The sequence below is a fragment of the Cupriavidus sp. CuC1 genome, assembly GCF_044627735.1.
In the GTDB taxonomy this organism is placed as follows: domain Bacteria; phylum Pseudomonadota; class Gammaproteobacteria; order Burkholderiales; family Burkholderiaceae; genus Cupriavidus; species Cupriavidus ulmosensis.
Window position 1 is genome coordinate 1 of record NZ_JBIUHC010000005.1, and the last position, 22,517, is coordinate 22,517.

A 22,517-nucleotide genomic window follows, 5' to 3' on the forward strand; every position below is an offset into this window, starting at 1 on the left:
CGCAACGTAGCGGGTTGGTTACCGCTTTGCCTGGTCAACCCGAGCTTGTTCAGTTGCCTTTGCAAGCTCCGGCCTTTTTAGGCCGGGGTAGTTGACGCGTCAGAACTTGTGCCGGACGCCGGCCATGACGCCCGGCCGTGTGCTGTTGCCAAGCTGTGTTCAGTAAGCGATCCTGGCTACGGCGCGCAACTCCTCGGCGGTGGCCGTGCCAAAGCCGAAGAATTCGAGATAAGCGGGAATCATCTCGAACAACATGTCCGTGCCCACCTGGACCTGGCAGCCGCGCTCCAGCGCCGCGCGCAGCAGCGGCGTGTACTCCGTCTTCATCACGACCTCGCCCACCCACGCTTGCGGGTCGATGCGGTTGACATCGAAGGGAAGGGGGTCGGCCTCGTTCATGCCCAGCGGCGTGGCGTTGACCACCAGTTGATAGCCGGCGGGATCGTTCGAGCCCGTGCTTACCTGCAATTGCGGGTAGTGCGCCTGCAGCCGCGTGGCCAGTGCCTGCGCCGAGGCGTCGCGCGCATCGAACAGGCCTAGCCGCGCCACGCCGGCGCCGGCCAGCGACGCGGCGATGGCCGAGCCGACGCCGCCGCAGCCGGACACCAGCACGCTGGCGCCCTCCAACTGGCAGCCTTTGCGCTGGATGCCGCGCACGAAGCCCGCGCCATCGAACTGATCGCCGAGCAAGGTGCCGTCATCGCGCAGCAGTACCGCGTTGCAGGCGCCGGCGATGCGGGCCGTCGGGGTGAGCGCGTCCACCAGTTCCATGGTGGAGACCTTGTGCGGCATGGTGATGAGTGCGCCGCGCAGGTTGGTCAGCCGGAACAGCGCGCGGAAGCCATCGGCGAAGTGCTCGGCTTTCAGGCCCATGGGCACCACCACGGCATTGATGCAGCGCTGCGCGAACCAGGGGTTGTAGATCATCGGGGCCTTGAAGGACTCGGTGGGGTAGCCGATGTGGGCGATGAGGGTGGTCTTGCCGTCGATCATGATGAGGTCTGGGGTCCGTGTTGCCGTCTATCCCGCCAGGCGGAAGCGATATGGGTAGCGCAAGCTTAGGGGGTGAAGTGATGCGAACCAAGAGATTCAAGTTGCACTACGCGCGATAGACGCACGTATATGCGCGCTTATGGCGCGAAACTCGGGTTTGCCCCGGTGGATGGGGCCCCTTAGCCGGGGCGTTATCGAATGCAGGGGTTTACCCTTGATTCGTGCGTTCATCGTGCGCTCGCGCACGAATAGCGCGGCTGGCCGGGGTGCTGCCATTGTTGGCGGCCGGGGCGCCGGCTACGCTTCGGCTGCCGCCGTGCCCACCCCGGCACGGCGGCGCGAGGGATACGGCGCCCGGGCTAGAGCGAAGCCAAGGCCCTTGCTATGATGGCTAACACCCGCAGCCACCACGGACCACATTAAAAGGAGCAGACATGAGCCGACCGGCAGACGTTTTTTCGCCGCGCGCCGACGATTTCCAGCCTTGGGAGAACCCGCTGGGCATCATGGGTTATGAGTTCGTCGAATTTGCGTCCCCCGATCCCGTGGCGCTTGGGCGCACCTTCGAGCGTTTTGGCTTTCATGCCATTGCCCAGCACCGGCACAAGAACGTGAAGCTGTTCCGCCAGGGCGAGATGAATTTCATCGTCGACGCGGAGCCTGATTCCTTCGCCACCCGCTATGCCTCCGAATATGGTCTCTCGATCTGCGCGGTCGGCATTCGCGTGAGCGATGCCGCAACGGCGTTCGCGCGCGCGGTCGATGCCGGTGCGTGGCCGTTCGAGGCCGGCACGGTCGGCCCCATGGAGCTGAACATCCCGGCCATCCAGGGCATCGGCCGCTCCATCATCTACTTTATCGACCGCTGGCGCGGCAAGGAGGGGCGGCCCGGCGACGTGGGCGACATCTCCATCTACGACGTCGATTTCCGCGCGCTGGCGCCTGCCGCCACTGACACTGCCGCGCCCACCGCCGGCGCCGGCCTGGCCCGCGTGGACCATGTGACGCAGGCGGTCGATCCCGGGCATCTGGAAGAGTGGCTGGATTTTTATCGCAAGGTGCTGGGCTTTCGCGAGATCCATGAGGTCAATGCCGGCTGGCATGTCGCGAGCGATTCCCGCGTGCTGCTCTCGCCCTGCGGCCTGATCCGCATCCCGATCTACGAGAAAGGCATGCAGCGCCACGACCAGATGGAGCACTACCTGTCAGGGCATCACGGCGAGGGCATCCAGCACATTGCGCTGGCGACCGACGACCTGGTGGCCAGCGCCGCCGCGCTGGCGCGCAACGGGGTGCGCTTCGTCGAGCCGCCCGTGGCCTACTATGATACCGTGGACGCGCGCGTGCCGGGACATGGGCTGGATCTCGCGGCCTTGCGGCGCTATGGCATCCTGGTGGACGGTGCGCTGCGCGACGACGGCACGCGCGAGACCTTCCTGCAAGCCTTTGCCCGCCGCGAGGCCGGTGAGTTCTTCTTCGAAATCGTCCAGCGCGACAATTACCATGGCTTCGGCGAGGGCAACCTGCCCGCGCTGGCGGCGGCCATGGCCGCTGGCGCTACGCCGATAGCGCCGGCTTGATGGCCTGGCTGGTCTCGTTTGCCCTGTTTGCCCTGAAGGCAGCCGGCCCGCCTTGACGGCGCGGACCGGCTCGCGGATAGTGCGGTGCGCGCTTTTCGCCGCGTGGCGATGTCGCCTTGCTTCATTCCCGCCTTCCCATTCCTGGCCGTGCAGCCGCGGCCTTTGCGTCCGCCGTCAACATGACTCTCCGCTCCCTTCGCGCCGTCCCTCCGGATTCCCGACGTATTGCCCGGCTGATGCTGGCGCCGGCCCTGGCGCTTTGTCTCGGTTTGCCCGCCTGCTCGCGGCATGACGCCCCGCCCGCGGCGGCTGGCGCTTCGTCCGCGCAGGCCTCCGCCGCGGTTGCGCAGGCCGACAGCCTCAAGCGCGAGGCCTTGATCCTGCTGGCTTTTCCCGCCTGGCGCGACGACGACAAAGGCCGCGTGGTGCATGCCGCCTTGCCCGACCTGGACTACAAGGGCAAGGGCGAGGCGCCGCTGGTGGAGGACACCATCGATGTCAAGCCGATCCAGGTGATCCGGCTGGACGACACCCATGCCGTGATGCTGACCGAGGGCGTGGTGGTGGATGAAGGTGGCACGCGCAACGACAGCCACGCGGCAGGCGCCTGGCTGGGCGCGTACTTTTTCACGCGCAATGCCAGCGCCAATGGCGAAGGCGCCGGCGGCTGGCAGCTAAGCCGGCGCGTCGACGGGGTTGACTATACCGGCGTGGAAGGCGCACTCGGCCAGTCGTCGGTCGCAAGGATATCGGCCACGGACTTTGCGCTCACCCTTACCTGGGGCAGCTGCTGGCAAGGCTATTGCGGCAGCTGGGCGTCGGTCTATCGCCTGGAACCGGGGCAGATCTCCACCTTGCTGGGCGGCGTGGCCATGAGTGCGGAGAATTCCGGCGCGCTCGAGCCATGCAACGAGGCGCTGTCAGGCAAGTCTGATGTGCTCGCGGAACGCGGCACGGATAGCCAGGACGCCGGCGAGCAGGTCTGCTATGCGGTAGAAGGCAAACCGGCATTTGCCCTTGGCGCGGACACCCCGGGCGACCTGACCGTGACCTTCCAGGGCCAGGAGGTCAAATTACCGGGAGGCGCGGGCAAGCCGCGGCGCAAATCGCTCGACGCGGTGGTGCGCTATCGCTTCCAGGACGGCAAGTACCTGGTGAGCCAGGGCGCGAACCCGGTACCTTCGTTCTAGTCACACTTCCTCCACTCCCTGCACTTCCAGGGCCGCTGCTGCATCGGGTTGGCTCCGGAGTGCCTGTCCAACGCACGAGAGAAAGAGAGAGACGCGCACCCATGACCGACATCCACCACGCCGCTGCCCAGGGCTTCTCCAGCCAGGCCGATACCTACGCCCGCGGGCGCCCCGACTATCCGAGCGCGCTTGGCGCCTGGCTGACGACGGAGCTCGGCCTGCGGCCCGGCAAGACCGTGCTGGACCTGGGCGCCGGCACTGGCAAGTTCAGCAGCCTGTTGCTGGCCACCGGAGCCAGCGTGATCGCGGTCGAGCCCGTGGCGGCGATGCGGGCCCAGCTAAGCGCCGCCTTGCCTGCCGTGCAAGCGCTGGAGGGCACGGCCGAGGCCATCCCGCTGCCCGACGCCAGCGTCGATGCGGTGGCCTGCGCGCAGGCGTTCCACTGGTTTGCCAACGCCGCGGCCATGGCCGAGATCGGCCGTGTGCTGCGCCCGGGCGGCAAGCTCGGCCTGGTGTGGAACGTGCGCGACGAATCGGTCGACTGGGTGGCGCAGCTGACCGCCATCATGACCCCGTTCGAGGGCGACGCGCCGCGCTTCTACAAGGGCGACTGGAAGCAGGTCTTTCCGGCCAGCGGGTTCGGCGAGCTGGGCCTGGCCAGCCTGCCTTACGAGCACGTAGGCCCCGCGCAGCAGGTGATCGTGGACCGGGTGATGTCGGTCAGCTTCATTGCCTCGCTGCCGGCCGCGGAGCAGGATGCGGTGCGCGCCCGGCTGCTTGCGGTGATCGACGCAATCCCGGCGCTGGCCGGCAAGGCCAGCGTGGCGTTTCCCTACCGGACCGAGGCGTATAGCTGCCAGCGGCTCGCGTAACAGGAATGCAGCGGCGGCACGCTACGGCGCTGCCGCGGTCGGCCCCGGCGCGTTCGCGCTGTAGTCGGCCAGGGCGTCCGAGGGGCGGGGCGTGTCGCCCGCGTGCTCGATCCAGCCGCCACCGAGGAACTGGTAGAGATCGACCAGGTTGATCAGCCGTTGCAGCCGTGCGTTGATCAGCAGCAACTGCGCGCTGTAGAGGTCGTTCTGCGCGGTCAGCACGCTCAGGTAGCTGTCCACCCCGTTGCGAAAGCGCAGGTCCGACAGCACCAGCCGCCGCTCTTGCGAGCTGGTGAAGCGTTCGAGCGCCTTGATCTGGTTGTCATAGGTCCCGCGCGCCGCCAGGCCATCCGACACTTCGCGAAAGGCCGTCTGGATGGCTTTCTCGTAGGTCGCGATTTCGATGCGCTTCTGTACTTGGGCCAGGTCCAGCGCGGCGACACTGGCGCCGCCCTGGAAGATCGGCAGGGTGATCTGCGGCGCGAACGACCAGGCGCCGGAGCCCGGCTTGAACAAGCCGCCCAGTGTTGGCGACAGCGTGCCCGCGCTGCCGGTCAGCGTCACGCGCGGGAAAAACGCCGCGCGCGCCGCGCCGATATTGGCGTTGGCCGCCCGCAGCGCTTGCTCCGCGGCAAGGATGTCCGGGCGCCGTGTCAGCAGGTCGGACGGCAGGCCCGCCGGGATATCGACCAGCAGGGACTGGCTGTTGAGCGGCAGGCCCGGCGGCAGGTCGTCCGGCAGCGGCTCGCCCACCAGCAGCACCAGCGCGTTCTCCGATTGCGCGCGCAAGCGGCTTTCCGTTTCCAGATTGGCGCGCGCCTGCTCGACCACGCCTTCGGCCTGGCGCAGGGCCAGCTCCGAGCCCGTGCCGACTTCAAACTGCAGGCTGGTGATGCGGAACGACTCCTCGGCCGTGACCAGCGTGCCGCGCGTGACGGCCAGCGCGTCGTCGTAGCTGAGCATGGTGAGGTACTGGTTCGCCACCGACGACAGCAAGGCCAGCTCTGCCGCCTTGCGGCTCTCCGACAGCGACAGGAACTGCGCGAGCGCCTGGTCCTTCAGGCTGCGGATGCGGCCGAAGAAGTCGATTTCCCACGACGCGCTGAGGCCGACCGAATATTCGTTGGAGATGGTCCTGCCGGCGAATGACAGGTTCTCCGGCGTGCGCGAGCGGCTCTGCGAGGCCACCGCGTTGACCGAGGGGAACAGGCCCGCGCGGGTGATCTGGTACTGCGCGCGCGCCGCCTCCATGTTCAGTACCGACACGCGCAGGTCGCGGTTGTTCTTGAGCGCGAGCGCCAGCAGGCGCTGCAGGCGCGCATCGGCAAAGAAGTCCCGCCAGCCAATCTCCGGTGCCGGCGCGCTGGCGGTTGCGCTGGCGGCGTCCGGCTGCGTGTCGTAGACGCCGCCGGCCGGGAAGGTGGGGGCAACGGGGGCGGCGGGGCGCTCGTAGCGCGGCTGGAGCGTGCAGCCAGCTGCCAGGATGGCGGCGGTGGCGATCAATGCGAGTCTGGGCATCTCAATGTCCTTGACCAGGCGTGCCGGCGCTGCCATCGCTGCCATCGTCATGGCCGCCGCCCGCATGGCCGGACGGGGCGGGCACGGGTGGCGACCCGGGCTTGTTCTTGGTCTTGCTGAACTTGCCGATCACGACGAAGAACATCGGGATCATGAAGATCGCGAGGAAGGTGGCGGTCAGCATCCCGCCGATCACCCCGGTGCCGATCGCATGCTGGCTGCCGGAGCCGGCGCCGTTGCTCAGCGCCAGGGGCAGCACGCCAAGGATGAAGGCGAGCGACGTCATCAGGATCGGGCGCAAGCGCAGGCGTGCCGCCTCCACCGCCGCATCGATGGTGCTCATGCCCTGGTCGCGCAGGTCACGGGCGAACTCCACGATCAGGATGGCGTTCTTTGCCGACAGCCCCACCGTGGTCAGCAGGCCGACCTGGAAGAAGACGTCGTTTTCCAGCCCGCGCAGGGTGGCGGCCAGCAGTGCGCCCAGGATGCCCAGCGGCACCACCATGATCACCGAGAACGGGATCGACCAGCTTTCATACAGCGCGGCCAGGCAAAGGAACACGACCAGGATCGAGATGCCGTAGAGCAGCGGCGCCTGCGAGCCGGACTGGCGCTCCTGGTACGACAAGCCGGTCCATTCGTAGCCGATGCCGTCGGGCAGCTTCGCCGCGATGGCTTCCATGGCGTTCATCGCCTGGCCGGTCGATTTGCCGGCCGCGGCCGCGCCCTGGATCTCGACCGCCGGGATGCCGTTGAAGCGCTCCAGCTTGGGGGAGCCATAGATCCAGTTCCCCGAACCGAAGGCGCCGAACGGCACCATGGTGCCGGACGCATTGCGCACGTACCAGGTGTTCAGGTCCTCGGGATTCATGCGGAACCTCGGTTCGCCTTGCACGTAGACCTTCTTGATCCGGTTGTCGGTGTCGAGGAAGTTGTTGACGTACAGCGACGCCCAGGCGGTGGAGAAGGTCTGGTCGATGTCGGCGGCGGTCACGCTCAGCGCATTGGCTTTTTCGCGGTCGATATCGACCTTGAACTGCGGCGTGTCGTTCAGGCCGTTCGGGCGCACCTGCGCCAGCAGCGGGTCTTTGGCCGCGATGCCGAGCATCATGTTGCGCGCCTGCATCAGCTTGTCGTGGCCCACGCCGGCCCGATCCTGCAGCTCGAAGTCAAAGCCCGCGGCCGTGCCGAGTTCGGGAATGGAAGGGGGATTCAACGGGAACACGTTGGCGTCCGTGTATCCCGTGAAGTGCTTGAAAATCCGCCCGACCAAAGCGGGCGCTTTCAGGTTCGCGGACTCCCGCTTGGAGAAGTCCTTCAGCCGCACGAACACCAGGCCCGAGTTCTGGCCGCGGCCGGCAAAGCTGAAGCCGTTGACCGTCAGCACGGCTTCCACCGATTCCTTCTCGCTGTTGAGCAGGTACTCCTGCACATCCAGCAACACCTTGGCGGTACGCTCCTGCGTGGAACCCACGGGCGCCTGCACCAGCACGAACATGGTGCCCTGGTCCTCTTCGGGCAGGAAGGCTTTCGGCAGCCGCACGAACAGGAAGCCCACCACCAGGATCACCATCAGGTAGATGGCCAGCCAGCGGCCCGAGCGCCGGATCACGTGCTCCACGCCGCCGTGGTACTTCTGCTGGCTCTTGGCGAAGGTGCGGTTGAACCAGCCGAAGAAGCCGGTCTTTTCGTCGTGGTGGCCTTTCGGGATCGGCTCGAGCATGCTCGCGCACAGCGCCGGCGTCAGGATCAGGGCCACCAATACGGACAGCACCATGGCGGCAACGATGGTCAGCGAGAACTGCCGGTAGATCGCCCCCACCGAGCCGCCGGAGAATGCCACCGGCACGAACACCGCCGACAGCACCAGCGCCACGCCCACCAGCGCGCCGGTGATCTGCTCCATGGCCTTGCGCGTGGCGTCGCGCGGCGACAAGCCTTCCTCGGCCATGACCCGCTCGACGTTTTCCACCACCACGATCGCATCGTCCACCAGCAGGCCGATGGCCAGCACCATGCCGAACATCGATAGCGTGTTGATCGAGAATCCAACCACCGACATCACCGCGAACGTGCCCAGCAGCACCACGGGCACCGCGATGGTCGGGATCAACGTGGCGCGCAGGTTCTGCAGGAACAGGTACATCACCAGGAACACCAGCACGATGCCCTCGATCAGTGTCTTGACCACTTCCTCGATCGACAGCGTGATGAACGGCGTGATGTCGTACGGATACTCCACCACCACGCCTTGCGGCGCGTAGCGCTGCAGGTCGGCCATCCTGGCGCGCACCGCCTTGGCCGTGGCCAGCGCGTTGGCGCCGGTGGCGAGCTGGATGCCGAAGGCCGCGGTCGGCTGGCCGTTGTACTTGGTGTCGAAGTTGTAGTTCTCGCCGCCCAGCTCGATGCGCGCCACATCCCTCAGGCGCACCTGCGAGCCGTCGGTATTCACCTTGAGCAGGATATTGCCGAACTGCGCGGGGGTTTGCAGCAACGTGGCCTCGGTGATGGTAGCTTGCAGCATCTGGCCCGGCACCGACGGCGTGCCGCCCAGGCTGCCGCCGGCAACCTGCACGTTCTGCGCGGCCACCGCGGTCCTGATGTCGATCGGGGTCAGGCTGTAGTTGTTCAGCTTGGTCGCATCGAGCCAGATCCGCATGGCGTACTGCGTGCCGAACAGCGTCACCGTGCCGACGCCGTCGATCCGGCTGACCGGGTCCAGCACCTTCGACGCGACGTAGTTCGCCAGGTCGTAGCGGCCCATGCTGCCGTCCTTGGACACAAAGGCAAGGATCAGCAAAAAGCTGCTGCTCGATTTGGTGACCTTGGTGCCCAGTTGCTGCACGGCCTGCGGCAGCAACGGGGTGGCCAGCTGCAGCTTGTTTTGCACCTGGACCTGCGCGATGTCCGGGTTGGTGCCGGCCGCGAAGGTCAGCGTGATGGTGGCGGTGCCGGAGTCGTCGCTGGTCGACGACAGGTACAGCAGGTGGTCCAGGCCGCTCATCTGTTGCTCGATCACCTGCGTGACGGTGTCTTCGACGGTCTTGGCCGAAGCGCCGGGATAGGTGGCGCTGATCTGCACGGCCGGTGGGGCAATCGTGGGGTACTGGGCAATGGGCAGCGTGGTGGTCGCGGCGAAGCCGGTCAGCATCAGGATGATCGCGATTACCCACGCAAAAATCGGCCGGTCGATAAAGAACTTTGCCATGAAGCTGGCTCCCGGTTATTGGGCGGCCGATGCTGCCGAGGCGGCGGAAGGCGCCGATGCCGCTGGCGCGCTGGCGGCAGGCATGGCCTGCGCGCCGGAGGCCGGCGGCGCCGGTACCTGGGCTTCGACCGGCTTGACCGTCATGCCGGGCTTGGCTTTTTCCACGCCGTTGACGATGACGCGATCGCCGGGCTGCAGGCCGCTGTCCACCACCCAGCCGCTGCCATAGGTGCCGGTGGTGACGATCTGGCGTTGCGTCACCTTGTTGTCCTGGCTGACGACAAGCACCACCGCCTGCCCTTTCGCGTCATGCGTGACGCCGATCTGGGGCACGACGATGGCCTTGTCGTTGACACCCTGGTCGATGCGCGCGCGCACGAACATCCCGGGCAGCAGCACGCGTTCCTTGTTCGGGAAGATCGCGCGCACCGTAACGGATCCCGTGCTCTGGTCCACGCTCACGTCGGTGAACTGGAGCTTGCCGGGCTGCGGATAGGCGCGCCCGTCCTCCAGCAGCAACGTGACCTTGGCGGCATTGGCGCCGGCGGTCTGCAGGCGGCCCTCCTGGATCTGGCGGCGCAGCCGCAGCCCCTCGACGCTCGATTGCGTCAGGTTGACGTAGACCGGGTCCAGTTGCTGCACCGTGGTCAGCAGCGTGGCCTGGCTGGCCTGCACGTAGGCACCCGGCGTGACCTGCGACAAGCCGCTGCGCCCGGTGATGGGGGACACGACATCGGTGTAGCCCAGGTTGATCTGTGCGGTTTCCACGCCGGCCTTGCCCGAGGCTACGTCGGCGACGGCCTGGCCCAGCGCCGCCACGGCGTTGTCGTAGTCCTGCCTGCTCACGGCGTTGGCCGCCACCAGGACCTTGTAGCGCTGGACCAGTGCGTTCTGCGTGCCCACGTTGGCTTGTGCCTTCGCCAGCGCGGCCTTGGCATTGTTGAGCGCCGCAATGTAGGGCGTGGGGTCGATCTTGTAGAGGCGCTGGCCCAGCTTGACTTCGTCGCCCTCGGTGAACTCGCGGCGCAGCACGATGCCGTCCACCCGCGCGCGCACCTGCGCCACCAGGAACGCGCTGGTGCGGCCCGGCAGTTCGGATATGACAGGTACGGTGGCCGGCTTGACGGTGACGACGCCGACCTCCAGTGTCGGCGGCGGCGGCGCGGCGGGCTTCTGTCCGCATGCACCAAGAATTACGGCAACCGTCGCGGCACTGATATGGCGAAAGGGAACCCGCTCGATGCGCATGAAGGGACCTCGGAATCGGTGGAAGTGGACTTGGACTGGAAGCACCAACACGCGCATGCGCTGGCTGCCTGGCATGGGCAGGCAGGGCCGCTACATGGCACGGTGATCGAAGCAGCGCGGCGGCATTGGTGGTGCCGGCTGGCGCTTGGCAGGTGAGCAACTGCCGGCCCGGCCTTGCATGCCGGTTGGCGGTTGTCGTGGATCCGGTTACGAATGGAAGCCGGGATCGGGGCGCCAGCGATGGCCCGGAGCCTCGCGCGGCGTGTGGGAGACGCCGCGAAAGCTTGAATGCCTGACCTTGCCATGCCGCGTGGCGGGACGAGGACGAAGAGGGTGGAGGAAGGTGATTTCCGCAAACTGGATGCGAGCCCGTATCAGTGCACTCATGCCAACCATTGCGCGATCACTCCGTCGCGTCGATGTGCACTGTGGCTTTTCCAGCACCGCCACAGCCGGCGAAAGGGTGCATCAGACCACTCTAGATCACTTGCATGACAAAGCAAGGAGCGTCTCGAAGTATCGCGTGCCGCACGAGCCTGGCCCGGATGTCGGCCACGCGGCGCGAGCACGGCCGCGAGCGGGAATACCTCCGCGTTGCGGAATAAAACCGGGGCGCCACGCGTTTACTCGGGTGGGCCAGGCTGAGTGGCGGCATTGCCCGATGCCGCTGCCATGCAGCCCGCCCACCAGGAGACCAACATGAAAGCGCTCCGTCTGGTTTCTGCCCTGCTGCTGGCCTTGATGGCGGTGGCAGCCTGTTCCTCCGATGGCGGTGGCGACGGGTCCGGCCGCTCCTCGGCCTCGCGCGATGGCAACCGCGGCACAATTGGCACCGGCGGCATGGGGGGAGGGGGATATTGATCCCCGCCCGGATGCTTGCGGATGCGCGCACCATGCCCTGTCAGCAGTGAGCTTTGGCGACGACATCGCGGTCTGGCTTCCGCAGCTGCGGCGCTATGCGCGCGCGCTCACCGGCGACGCGGCGTGGGCCGATGACCTGGTGCAGGACACCGCGGAGCGCGCGATTGCCCAGGGCAAGCGACTGCCTGCAGGCAGCCAGGCCCGGGCCTGGATGCTGACCGTGCTGCGCCACCTCTTTATCGATCAGTTGCGCCGGCGCCGCGAAGTGGCGGTGGACGCGGCCGATCCGCTATGGCAGCGGCACGCGGCCCCCGCCAGCGAAGTCGACGGGCTGATGCTGCGCGATGTGCAGCGTGCGCTGTACCGCCTGCCGCTCGAGCAGCGCGAGGTGCTGCTGCTGATCGTGCTGGAAGGCCTGCGCTACCAGGAAGCCGCCGCGGTCTTGCACGTGCCGCTGGGCACGGTGATGTCGCGCCTGTCCCGCGCCCGCGAGCATCTGCGCGCACTGCTGGCCGATGGCGCCGGCGGCTCTGGCGGGACCAGCGGGACTAGCGGGACCGATGGCACGGGTAGCGCTGGCGAGCGGCACGTGCCGCTAAGGGTGGTGAGGAACACGCCATGAACGATGACCGCGGTCCCGGCCCCACCGCTGACCCGAACGCCGGCGAACCCGCTCCCGACCTGGTGCGCCTGTGCGCACTGGTGGACGGCGAATTGCCCGAGGCCGAGGGGGCGGCCTTGCGCGCAGCGCTCGCGCATGACGCGCGGGCGGCGGAGCTGGCGGAACACTATGGCCAGCAGAACGCCGCGCTCAAGGCCTTGTTCCCGTTGCCGGCAGACCTACGCTACGTGCTGGTCCGGGCGAGCATGCCGTGGTGGCGCCGTGCGCTTGCCGCCACGGGCTGGGTGGTAGCCGGCCTGGCCCTTGCCCTCGGCGTGGCATGGCTTCCCGGCGCCAGCGCGGACCCCAAGGCGTTTGCTCGCCGCGCCGATGCCGCCTATGTGGTGTTCGCGCCCGAAGAGCGCCATCCGGTCGAGGTGGCCGCTGCCGACCAGGCGCACCTGCGCGCCTGGTTGTCGCGCCGGCTCGCGCGTACGCTCACCATCCCCTCGCTGGACGAATACGGCTTCACGCTGCTGGGCGGGCGCCTGCTGGTGGGCGAGGCAGGCCCGGCCGCCCAGTTGATGTACCAGGACCCGGCCGGCGAGCGGCTCACGCTCTACATCACGCCGGCCGCACCCGCCCTGGCCACGCTTGGCGTGCTGCGCCAGGCAGATCGCCGCACCTTTTACTGGGTCAGCGGCGGGGCCGGCTATGCGCTCTCCGGCCAACTGCCCGAAGCGCGGCTGCGCACCATCGCCGGCGATGTCTGCGCCAGCCTGGGCGGCGATCCGCAGGCCTGGCAAAAGCATGGGAACACGCAATGACGAAGGCATGCAGATGGAATAAACGGGGAGGCTGATCCGTTAACCCAACGCGGGAACGCGCGCCGCGCAAGCGCGCCAGCGGGTCCGGCAGGCAAACCGATGTGCCGCGGGACGCGGCTCGGGCAATGGCCCGGCACGTCGCAACGTCGGGCATTCGATTCCGGGATGACATCATGAGCAAGGCTCTGGGTGCCGTGGCCGCATTACTTGCCGGCCTTGGCCTGAGCGCGCCCGCGGCGGCACAGGAGGTGGCCGCTGACGCATGGAATGGCTATTCGTCGCCTTGCCAGCAGATGGCGGGGCAGGTGGAGATCGACGGCTACCTGCAACAGGTCGTGGGGCTGGCCTGCCTGCAGCCGGATGGCTCCTGGCAGATGGTGGATAGTTCGGGCGGCGCGGTGGTGTATTCGCAGCCGGCTTACTACTATGACCCTTGGTACTGGGCGCCGGTTGGCGTCGGGTTTGGCGCGAGCTTTATCTTTGTCGACCGCTTTCACCACAGGCACAACATGCACCGCGTGTTCCTGCCGCGCCCGGGCGGGGGCTTCCATGGCGGCTTCCATGGGGGTTCGCGCGGGTCCTTTGTCGGCGCGCCGCGCGGCGGCTTCCACGGCGGGTTCCATGGTGGCGGTGGCCATCATCACTGACGGGGGAGGGCGCCCAATGTGAATGCACCACAGGCGCTGCCACCGGATTGCTCGGCCGCGCGCTTCGCGCAGGCCCTGCGCAGCTTCGCCGCGGTGCTTGGCGACGACGCGGTATTGTCCGCGCCATCCGGCCTGGCCGCCTACCTCGATCCCTACTCGCCACTGCCCGATGACGATCCGGACGCCTTCGCGCCCGCCGCCGTGCTGCTGCCGGGCAGCGTGACGCAGGTGCAGGCGGTGCTGCGCCTGGCCAGCGCCGCTGGCCTGCCGCTCTGGCCGGTGTCGATCGGCCGCAACCTGGCCTATGGCGGCCCCGCGCCGCGCCTGCGCGGCACGCTGGTGCTGGACCTGCGGCGCATGAACCGCATCCTCGAAGTCAACCCGACGCTGGCCTATGCGCTGGTGGAACCGGGCGTAAGCTATTTCGACCTCCATGCCTATTTGCACCGGGAGGGCATCGCGCTGTGGGTCGATCCGCCGGCGGTGGGCTGGGGCAGCGTGGTCGGCAATACGCTGGAGCGCGGGATCGGCGTCACGCCCTATGGCGACCATGCCGCCATGCAGTGCGGCATGGAAGTGGTGCTGGCCAGCGGCGACATCGTGCGCACCGGCATGGGGGCGCTGGCCGGCGGCTCGGCCTGGCAATTGCACCGCGACGGCTACGGCCCCGGCCTCGACGGGCTGTTCATGCAATCCAATTTTGGCATCGTCACCAAAATGGGCATCTGGCTGATGCCCGCCCCGGAGACGGCCCTGCTGTGCCAGGCCAGCTTCGCCCGCGAAGCCGACCTGGAAGCCGTGGTGGAAACGCTGCGCCCGCTGCGGCTGGCCGACGTCCTGCACGGCCCGGCCGTGATCGAGAGCGCGGTGCGCTGGGCGGCCAGCGTGTCGGCGCGCCGCGACTGGCATGACGGCGCCGGCCCCATGCCGGTGGCCGCGCTGGACCACATGATCCGCGCGCTGGATATCGGCTGGTGGAACCTGCGTTTCGGGCTGTACGGGCCCCCCGCGCTGGTGCAGGCGCGCTGGCGCATCGCGCGCAAGGCATTCGGCGCCATCGACGGCGCGCGCCTGACAGCCTGGCCATACAGCGCCGCCAGCGTTGCCAGCGTTGCCAGCGCACCGCCCGGCGGCGGGGCGGTGGGCCTGCTTGGCGTGCCCAGCGTGGCGGCCATGCGCATGCTCTCGTGGTGCGGCGGCGACGGCGCGCACCTGGATGTGTCGCCCCTGTGCCCGGCCACCGGGACCCACGCCATGCGGCAATACCGGCTCGTGCGCGAGCGCGCCGCGGCCTATGGCTTTGACTACTACGGCGGCTTTACCGCCGCGCCGCGCTGCCTGCACCACATCTTTGCCGCCATCTTCGATCGGGCCGACCCGGTGCAGCGCAGCCAGGCGCGTGCGCTTGCGCATCGCCTGGTGGACGAACTGGGCGCCGCCGGCTACGGCCTGTATCGCGCCCATCTGGACCTGATGGACAGGGTCGCCGCGCAGCAGGATTTCAACGGGCATGCCATGCAGGCGCTGGTGCAGCGGCTCAAGGATGCGCTCGATCCGGCGGGCATGCTGGCGCCAGGCAAGCAGGGCATCTGGCCCGCCGGGCATCCCTCCACACCCGCTTGCGGCACCGATTGACAAGGCTGGTACCGTTCTATACCGTGGAACTTTGTGCGGATATGCCGCTGGCTTTCCTGGGCCGATGATGCCGGCCTCGTTCCGCGCCGCGCCGCGCCGCCGCCGCTCAGCTGTCCCCCCTTTCCTCACCTTTCCCGACCTTTTTCCTTCATGCCACGTAAAGCCGCCCAGCTCTCCGAAGCCGACAAGCATGCCGCCGAAGGCGGCGCAGTAGCCGTGGACCGGGCCTTGTTCGTTCTTTCCGCGTTCCGCCTGGGCGACACCACGCTGAGCCTGGTGGAGCTGGCCCAGCGCACCGGGCTCTACAAAAGCACGCTGCTGCGACTGCTGGCATCGCTGGAGCATGCCCGGCTGATCCTGCGCCATACCGATGGCCGCTACGGGCTGGGCCCGGAAGTGGCGCGGCTGAACTCGGTGTATTCGGCTTCGTTCTCGCTGGAGCTGATCGTCATGCCGGTGCTGCGCCAGCTGGTGCAGGCCACGCGCGAAAGCGCGGCTTACCACGTCGAGCAGGGCGAACACCGCCTGTGCCTGTACCGCGTCGACTCGCCCCAGCCGGTGCGCGACCATGCCAAGGCGGGCGAGCTGCTGCCGCGCAATCGCGGCGCCGGTGGCCGCGTGTTGCGTGCATTCAGCGGGGCGCGGGGGGAGATCTACCAGAAGATCCGGGAAGAGGGCGTCGCGGCGATGGTTGGGGATCGTCTCGCCGAGATTGCCGGCGTATCGTCGCCGGTGTTTGGCCCGGACGGTGAGCTCAAGGGCGCGCTGACCCTGACCTGCCCGACGCCGCGCTTCGACGAGGCCTTCCGTGCGCACGTCTTGCGGGCGGCCCGCGACCTGACCCTGGCGCTGGGGGGCACCTTCCCGTTTCCGGCCTGACCTGCCCCAGAGCGGTGCAAGAATAGGCTCCGGGCGCGGCGCTTGTTCCGTGATCCGAGGCCGGCGGACCGTCTGCCGGGAGCGACAGCCAGGACGATGCCCGGCTTGTCGGGGGTGCCCTGTCGGCGTCCGTGGCGATATCATGCGCCTTTGCGAAGTTGACCACGCAACCGGGCCTGCCTCTGAAGCCTCCCGTCAACGTCACCGGCAACACGGTATCTTCAAAGGAATTCCGTGCAGTTAGACCAGCAAACGATTGTCGTCGTCATGGTGGTGGTGTACGCCAGCACGCTGGCCATTTCGGTGGGCCTGCTCGGTGCCTTGCGGCCCAGCGCGGCCGGGCGCCTGTGGGCGCTCGGGCATCTGCTGGTGTCGGCGGCCGGGCTGGTGCTGGCGGCCAACGCTTCGGCCAGGCAGGTCTACGTCAGCGCGGGCGGGGCGGCTGCCTTTATCGCCGGCAGGCTGCTGATCTACCGCGGCGTGCGGGTGTACTTCGGCATGGCGCCGTGGGATCGCACGCTCGCGGTGGGCGTGACGGCGGCCGGGCTGGCGCTGGTTGGCGCCGCCGGCATGGCTGGCGGCCAGGCGCGCATGCATGTGATCGGCTACGGCAGCCTGGTCCTGGTGGCTGTGCTGACGGTCGTCACCTTGCTGCATGCCTACGATGGCCGGCGCAGCGTGAGCACGCCCCTGGTGGTGCTTGCCAGTCTCGTTCACCTGGCGACGCACCTGGCCGGCTTTGCCGCCGGGCTGGCGGGCAACGTGGCCTCGGGGCCGTTCTATGCCAGCGGCGCCAACGGGATCTTGCTGCTGGCGCCCCTGGTGGCCACCTTGCTGGGCTTGTTCGGGTTTACGGTCATGGCCATGGAACAGGTCATCGCCACCAATGAGAACGGCGCCAGGCTCGATGCGCTCACGCGCCTGCTCAACCGGGGCGCGCTCGACAAGGCGGCCACCAGCCTGGTGGCGGCCTGGGAGCGCCACGGCCAGCCTTTGTCCTGCCTGGTGATCGATATCGACTATTTCAAGCAGGTCAACGACCGGCATGGCCACCATGCCGGCGACACCGTGCTCAAGCTGATCGCCGAAGCCATCGACAACTCGCGGCGTGCCTCCGATGTGGCTGGCCGCTACGGCGGCGAGGAATTCTGCATCCTCTGCCCGCATACCGACGAAGGCCAGGCCACCGCGCTGGCCAACCGGATCCTGAAAAAGGTGCGCGGCATTGCGCTGCCCGGCGACTCGGCGACGTTCGCCAGCGTCAGCATCGGCGTGGCCGAGCTGCGGGGCGGGGCGGCGGGGGTGGAAGGGCTGTGGCGCGCCTTGTTCGCGGCGGCCGACCGGGCGCTCTATGCGGCCAAGGAGTTTGGCCGGGACCGCTATGCGCTGGCGTCCTGGATGGCGCCATCCACGCGCCCGGTGCCCGGCGACGTGGGCGACTCCGCCCACGTGCCGAGCCGTTAGGGCCGGTCAGGCTTGTTCCCGTTGCCGGGTCAGTCCTGCGCCGTCGGCACGTCCCGGGGCGGGTGGCCGTCGTAAGTCCAGATGTACTGGCGCGGGATCGGGCCCTTGTTGCGGCCGCCCTGCTGCGTCTGCTCCCAGGCGTGCGCCAGGATGCCAACCGAGCGCGACAGGCAGAACAGCCCGCGCGCCAGCGGCGCCGGGAAGCCCAGCTCCGCATAGATCACGGCCGTGGCGCCGTCGATGTTCATGGGAATCGGCTTGCTGCGGCCCGCACCCAGTTCGGCTTCCACCGCGCGCGCAATGGCGGCGAAGCGGCCCGAGACCACACCGTCGGCCGCGGCCTGGTCCACCAGCGCCAGCAGGCGCGGGGCGCGCGGGTCCAGCGGATGGAAGCGATGGCCAAATCCGGAGACGAACTTGCCGTGGTGGTCGCGGTAATCCGCCAGGGCGGCCTTGACTGCCGCATCCTGGCTCTCGCCGCCGTCGATACGGCGCGCCACATCCTGGTATAACTCCACCGCCTGCTCGCCGGCGCCACCGTGCACATCGCCCAGCACGTTGACGGCCGAAGCCATCGCATTGTTCAGGCCCACGCCGCAGGTGGCGGCCATGCGGGCGATGGCGATGCTGGGCGCTTGCGGGCCATGGTCCACCGCCGACATCAGCGCGGCGTCCAGCAGCTCGCCTTGTCCGCGCGCCGGCAGGTCGCCGCGCAGCATCAGCCAGATCATCTGCGCGAACGACACCTGGCCGATCAGCTGCTCGATGGGATAGCCGCGGTAGCGGATCTCGCCGGGCTGCATGTCGATGATCTCGGTGCGCCACCAATCCTGGGACAGCCGCTGGCCTTCGTTGATGTCGTTGATGTCGGTGTTTGCCTTGGTGGGGTCGCTCATACCGCACGCTCCTTTTGCAGGGTTTCGATGTCCGCCTCGCCATAGCCGAGCTGGGCGAGGATCTCACGGGTGTGCTGGCCGAGCTCCGGCGGCGGGGTGTCGACCGACGGGGCTTCGCCATTGAGCTTGAAGCCCGTGCGCACCAACCGGATGTCGCGGCCCACGCCGGGCACGTCGGCAAACTCGCCGATCATGCCGCGCCCGCTCACCTGCGGGTGGTCCAGCGTTTGCGGCACGCTGTAGACCGGGCCGGCCGGCACGCCCGCCTCGTTGAACAGTTTCCACCACGCATCCGCGGACTTCTTCGCCAGCTCCGTCTCCAGCTCGCGCGTCAGCTCGGCCCGGTTGGCCAGCCGCGCCTGGCGCTGGGCGAAGCGCGCATCGGTGGCGAGCTCCGGGCGGCCCACCACGCGGCAGACGGCCTCGAACTGCTCCTGCTTGTTGGCGGCGATATTGATCAGGCCCTCGCCGGTGTGGAAGGCGCCCGACGGGCTGGCCGTCATGTTCTCGTTGCCCATCGGCGCCGGAGTCTTGCCGGCGATCAGGTAGTTGGACACCACCCAGCCCATGGTGGCCAGGGTGGCTTCCAGCATCGACACGTCGATGAAGTAACCCTCGGTGCGCCGGTGATCGGCCAGCGCGGCGGCCACGGCAAAGGCCGCGGTGATGCCGCCGATGGTGTCGGATACCGGGTAGCCCACGCGGTAAGGCGCGGTCTGCGGGTCGCCGGTGATGCTCATCACCCCGGACATGCCCTGGATGATCTGGTCGTACGCCGGCAGGTCCGACAACGGGCCGTCCTGCCCGAAGCCGGAAATGGCGCAATAGATCAGCTTGGGATGAATCTGCTTGAGCGCATCGAAGCCCAGCCCCAGGCGGTCCATCACGCCGGGGCGGAAGTTCTCCACCAGCACGTCGGCGCTCTGCACCAGCTTGCGGAACACTTCCTTGCCGCTCGCGTGCTTGAGGTTGATGGTGATGGAGCGTTTCCCGGGGTTCTGCGCCAGGAAGGACACGCCCATCAGCCGGCTGTTGAGTTCGGTGTCGGCGCCCAGCTGGCGGGCGAGGTCGCCGGTGCCGGGCGTTTCCACCTTGATCACCTCGGCGCCCATATGGGCCAGCTGGTGGCAGCAGAAGGGCCCGGCCAGCACGTTGGTGAGGTCGAGGACGCGGATATGGCGTAGCGGTTTTTGCATGGCGAGGCTTTGAGGTGTCGGTGCCGCGGCGCGCCGCAGTGGCGAAGCTGGCCGCGGCGGGCGGCGAAGGCGTTACTCTACCTTGGCGCCGGACTGGCGCACGAGGGCGCCCCAGCGGGTGTTTTCAGCCTTGATGAACGCGGCCAGGTCTTGCGGGGAGCCGCCACGCGGCTCGCTGCCTTCCTCGCGCATCTTGGCGATGGTATCGGGCTGGGCGATGGCCTTGTTGATTTCCTCGTTGACGCGCTTGACCACCTCCGGCGGCGTGCCGGCCGGCGCCACCAGCGCCTTCCAGTCTTCCGCCTGGAAACCGGCAAAGCCGCCTTCGATCACGGTCGGCACGTCAGCCAGCAGCGGCACGCTTGGCCGAGGTCACGCCGAGTGCGCGCAGCTTGCCGGCCTTGATCATCGGCAGCGCGATCGGCGGCGTGGCGAAGTAGAAGTCCGTCTGGCCGCCCAGCAGGTCGGTCAGCGCCGGCGAGGCGCCCTTGTACGGCACATGCAGCATCTTGATGCCCGTGCGGCGCGCGAACATCTCGCCCGTCAGGTGGCCCACGGTCCCCGTGCCGGCCGACGCCATCGAGAGCTGCTTGCCCTTGCCGGCGGCAACCAGGTCGGCCAGGTTCTTGTACGGCGCATCCTTGCGCACGATCAGCACCAGCGGCTGCGCGGAAACCAGCGCCACCGGGGTGAAGTCCTTGACCGCGTCGTAAGGCATCTTGGGGTACAGCGTGGGATTGATCGCCAGGTTGGCGGTCTGGCCCATGCCGAGCGTGTAGCCATCCGGGCGGGCTTTGGCCACCGCGTCCATGCCGATATTGCCGCCCGCGCCGGCGCGGTTTTCCACCACCACGTTCCAGTGGGTGGTCATGCCCACCTTGTTGAACACCAGGCGTGCCATGACGTCGGTGCCGCCGGCCGGGGGGAAGGGCACCACCAGGCGCACCGGCTGGCTCGGATAGGTGTCCGCGACAGCAGGGATGGCGCCTGCGGCGAGCAGGGCTGGGACTGCGAGGGCGAGCAGGGCTCGGATGGGGGAGCGTTTCATTGTGTCTCCGAATTGGGATGGTGCTGGGCACCGCGGATGGCTTTGTGTGTTCTGTAGAATAGAACTGTGATCTTACTTAGGGAATTTATGCGAGAGGATAGGAGGGGGAGGGGGGGATGTCAAGGGTTTGGGGTTTTGGGGGATTTTTTGGGGCGGCGTTGGCTTTTGCACCCAAGTGCCGTACGACATCCCCCTGCGGGGGCTGCCGGTCACTCTTCTTTGCGCGGCAAAGAAGACTAACGAGAAGAAAGCCGCCCTGCCGGGAGCAGAGCAATAAGGCTGTTCGATGGGGGTGGTTGCGTCGTACGGCCCTGAGTGTTGGCTGGCGTGTCCTACCGGCCTGGAGGTCATCGCAACTGCATGACCCATGGGTTTCGTGGTGGGGCCCCTGACCTCGTGTGCGGTGCGCGTTCGACCATCTGCCGTTCGCGGCGCAAGGGGCTGCGCCGTTTCGGGTGTGGCTGGTTTCGTGGTTTTGTCTCGGAGGGCAGGCGCGGTGATGTTCGAGCGTGAACCCTCGCGGACGGGCCACGGTGCCCACCACGAAACCAGGGGGCGCTGAGAGCAAGGCGCCGGCAGCGCCGGTACGGCAGGGCATCAAGGGCCGGGCATTCGCCGCCAGAGACAAAACCACGAAACCAGCAACGTGGGGAGTATCGCGGCCCTTCGAACCGCGAACGGCAGATGTGGGAATGATCACCGCACACGAGGTCAGGTGGGTCATGCAGTTGCGATGACCTTAAAGCCGGTAAGGCACGCCAGCCAACACTCAGGGCCGTACGACGCAACCACAGAGGCAAAAACAGCCTTATTGCTCTGCCCCCGGCAGGGCGGCTTTCTTTTCGTTAGTTTTCTTTGCCGGTCAAAGAAAAGTGACCGGCAGCCCCCGCAGGGGGATGTCGTACGGCACTTGGGCCCAAAAGCCAACGCCGCAAAAATCAAAGCCCAACCACAAAACAAGAGCCAACGGTTCTGCTCTTGGGCCCAAAAACCAACGCCACCCCAAATAGACCACAAAGACCACAAGCACAAGCCAACCAAACTCAATCCGTCGTACTAGGACTCCAAAACGCCTGATGAATATGCTCGGACTCCGCCAACGCCGCCATCAAGCGATCCAGCACATCCCCATCGACGGAGGTAGATGTGAGCACCGCTTCAATCTCGACATCGCTATCCCCAAACGCATGCACCTCCAGGTCCCGGGTCGGATAATTCCCCGCCTCCAGCGTATCCTCAAGCAAGCGCAACGCCTGCTTCTGCGCGGACCGCGGCGCAATCACATAGACCGTATTGGTCACCTCCACCGCAGTCGTATCCATCGGCTGCTGGTTGATGCGATTCACCACCGGCCGCAACAGGGTATTGGCCGCCAGCACAAACAGGCAGCCCAGCCCGGCCTCGAGAATCAGGTCCGCCCCCGCGCTGGCCCCGATCGCGGCGGATCCCCATAACGTGGCAGCCGTATTCAACCCCCGCACGTTCCCTTCCTCCCGCATGATCACGCCGGCACCGAGAAAGCCGATGCCCGAGACCACATAGGCCACCACGCGCACCGCGCCGTCGTGCCCGGCCATGCGGTTGGCCATGTCGACAAAGATGGCGGCACCCACCGCCACCAGCACATTGGTGCGCAGGCCGGCCGTGCGCTGGCGGATCTGCCGCTCGTAGCCGATCACCGCGCCAAGGATGAAGGCGGTGGTCAGGCTGACGCTGGTGTCGAGCAGCGAGTCGAGGTTGATGTTCTGAAAGGCTTGGAGGGACATGATGGTTTCCCCGGGGCTTGAAAATTATTGTTTTGGAACTGCTTGTGTCTTTCTACGCCGGCCAGGTGTCACGCCGATGTCATCGGCG

The 22,517-nt window shown here is 67.7% G+C and carries 17 protein-coding genes and 1 pseudogene; 10 read left to right on the plus strand and 8 right to left on the minus strand.

What is annotated here, in order from left to right; all coding sequences use genetic code 11:
• Positions 1–159: 159 nt before the first annotated feature.
• The gene (locus tag ACGLHR_RS03045; RefSeq protein WP_400091791.1) at positions 160–993 is read right to left on the minus strand and encodes a shikimate dehydrogenase family protein; all 834 of its coding nucleotides are present in this window, start codon (positions 991–993) and stop codon (positions 160–162) included.
• 434 nt (positions 994–1,427) lie between these two features.
• On the opposite strand from ACGLHR_RS03045, the gene ACGLHR_RS03050 reads away from it, so the two are divergent.
• The 3 genes from ACGLHR_RS03050 to ACGLHR_RS03060 all read left to right on the plus strand — a co-directional run bounded on the left by ACGLHR_RS03050 (position 1,428) and on the right by ACGLHR_RS03060 (position 4,635).
• The gene (locus tag ACGLHR_RS03050) at positions 1,428–2,573 is read left to right on the plus strand and encodes a 4-hydroxyphenylpyruvate dioxygenase family protein (protein ID WP_400091793.1); all 1,146 of its coding nucleotides are present in this window, start codon (positions 1,428–1,430) and stop codon (positions 2,571–2,573) included.
• Positions 2,574–2,752: 179 nt separating this feature from the next.
• The gene (locus ACGLHR_RS03055; protein ID WP_400091794.1) at positions 2,753–3,763 is read left to right on the plus strand and encodes a hypothetical protein; all 1,011 of its coding nucleotides are present in this window, start codon (positions 2,753–2,755) and stop codon (positions 3,761–3,763) included.
• A 101-nt stretch (positions 3,764–3,864) separates the two neighbouring features.
• On the plus strand, positions 3,865–4,635 hold the full coding sequence (locus ACGLHR_RS03060) for a class I SAM-dependent methyltransferase (protein ID WP_400091795.1): 771 nt from the start codon (positions 3,865–3,867) through the stop codon (positions 4,633–4,635).
• Between the two features lie 21 nt (positions 4,636–4,656).
• Here the strand turns inward: ACGLHR_RS03060 and ACGLHR_RS03065 are convergent, their stop codons facing one another.
• From ACGLHR_RS03065 to ACGLHR_RS03075, 3 genes are read right to left on the minus strand one after another with little or no spacing between them, the layout of a single operon-like run.
• On the minus strand, positions 4,657–6,153 hold the full coding sequence (locus ACGLHR_RS03065) for an efflux transporter outer membrane subunit (RefSeq protein WP_400091797.1): 1,497 nt from the start codon (positions 6,151–6,153) through the stop codon (positions 4,657–4,659).
• Position 6,154: 1 nt separating this feature from the next.
• Positions 6,155–9,361, minus strand: coding sequence for an efflux RND transporter permease subunit (locus ACGLHR_RS03070; protein ID WP_400091800.1), 3,207 nt, complete (start codon positions 9,359–9,361; stop codon positions 6,155–6,157).
• Positions 9,362–9,376: 15 nt separating this feature from the next.
• On the minus strand, positions 9,377–10,609 hold the full coding sequence (locus ACGLHR_RS03075; protein WP_400091802.1) for an efflux RND transporter periplasmic adaptor subunit: 1,233 nt from the start codon (positions 10,607–10,609) through the stop codon (positions 9,377–9,379).
• 699 nt (positions 10,610–11,308) lie between these two features.
• Between ACGLHR_RS03075 and ACGLHR_RS03080 the strand changes: the two genes are divergently transcribed.
• The 7 genes from ACGLHR_RS03080 to ACGLHR_RS03110 all read left to right on the plus strand — a co-directional run bounded on the left by ACGLHR_RS03080 (position 11,309) and on the right by ACGLHR_RS03110 (position 17,523).
• Positions 11,309–11,470: a hypothetical protein gene (locus tag ACGLHR_RS03080; RefSeq protein WP_318237608.1), complete on the plus strand. Its 162-nt coding sequence runs from the start codon at positions 11,309–11,311 to the stop codon at positions 11,468–11,470.
• A gap of 46 nt (positions 11,471–11,516) precedes the next feature.
• On the plus strand, positions 11,517–12,092 hold the full coding sequence (locus ACGLHR_RS03085) for a sigma-70 family RNA polymerase sigma factor (RefSeq protein WP_400091803.1): 576 nt from the start codon (positions 11,517–11,519) through the stop codon (positions 12,090–12,092).
• On the plus strand, positions 12,089–12,898 hold the full coding sequence (locus tag ACGLHR_RS03090; RefSeq protein WP_400091805.1) for an anti-sigma factor family protein: 810 nt from the start codon (positions 12,089–12,091) through the stop codon (positions 12,896–12,898). Before ACGLHR_RS03085 ends, ACGLHR_RS03090 begins: the two co-directional genes overlap by 4 nt.
• Before the next feature lie 173 nt (positions 12,899–13,071).
• A complete protein-coding gene (locus ACGLHR_RS03095) occupies positions 13,072–13,545 on the plus strand; it encodes a hypothetical protein (protein WP_318237605.1) in 474 nt (157 codons plus the stop codon).
• Positions 13,546–13,563: 18 nt separating this feature from the next.
• Positions 13,564–15,180 (plus strand): FAD-binding oxidoreductase, encoded by a 1,617-nt coding sequence (locus tag ACGLHR_RS03100; protein ID WP_400091807.1) that lies wholly within the window; start codon positions 13,564–13,566, stop codon positions 15,178–15,180.
• Between the two features lie 150 nt (positions 15,181–15,330).
• Positions 15,331–16,059, plus strand: coding sequence for a helix-turn-helix domain-containing protein (locus ACGLHR_RS03105; protein ID WP_318237603.1), 729 nt, complete (start codon positions 15,331–15,333; stop codon positions 16,057–16,059).
• A 234-nt stretch (positions 16,060–16,293) separates the two neighbouring features.
• Positions 16,294–17,523 carry a diguanylate cyclase gene (locus tag ACGLHR_RS03110; protein WP_400091809.1) on the plus strand — a complete coding sequence of 410 codons (1,230 nt, stop codon included), beginning with the start codon at positions 16,294–16,296 and terminating at the stop codon, positions 17,521–17,523.
• Positions 17,524–17,552: 29 nt separating this feature from the next.
• On the opposite strand, the gene ACGLHR_RS03115 is transcribed toward ACGLHR_RS03110, so the two are convergent.
• The 4 genes and pseudogenes from ACGLHR_RS03115 to ACGLHR_RS03130 form a co-directional block, all read right to left on the minus strand.
• The gene (locus ACGLHR_RS03115; RefSeq protein ID WP_400091811.1) at positions 17,553–18,419 is read right to left on the minus strand and encodes a citryl-CoA lyase; all 867 of its coding nucleotides are present in this window, start codon (positions 18,417–18,419) and stop codon (positions 17,553–17,555) included.
• Positions 18,416–19,615, minus strand: coding sequence for a CaiB/BaiF CoA transferase family protein (locus ACGLHR_RS03120; protein ID WP_400091812.1), 1,200 nt, complete (start codon positions 19,613–19,615; stop codon positions 18,416–18,418). The genes ACGLHR_RS03115 and ACGLHR_RS03120 overlap by 4 nt, the downstream gene beginning before the upstream one ends.
• A 72-nt stretch (positions 19,616–19,687) precedes the next feature.
• Positions 19,688–20,663 (minus strand): annotated as a pseudogene (locus ACGLHR_RS03125) (Bug family tripartite tricarboxylate transporter substrate binding protein).
• A gap of 1,043 nt (positions 20,664–21,706) precedes the next feature.
• Positions 21,707–22,429: an MgtC/SapB family protein gene (locus ACGLHR_RS03130; protein WP_400091814.1), complete on the minus strand. Its 723-nt coding sequence runs from the start codon at positions 22,427–22,429 to the stop codon at positions 21,707–21,709.
• Between the last annotated feature and the right edge of the window lie 88 nt (positions 22,430–22,517).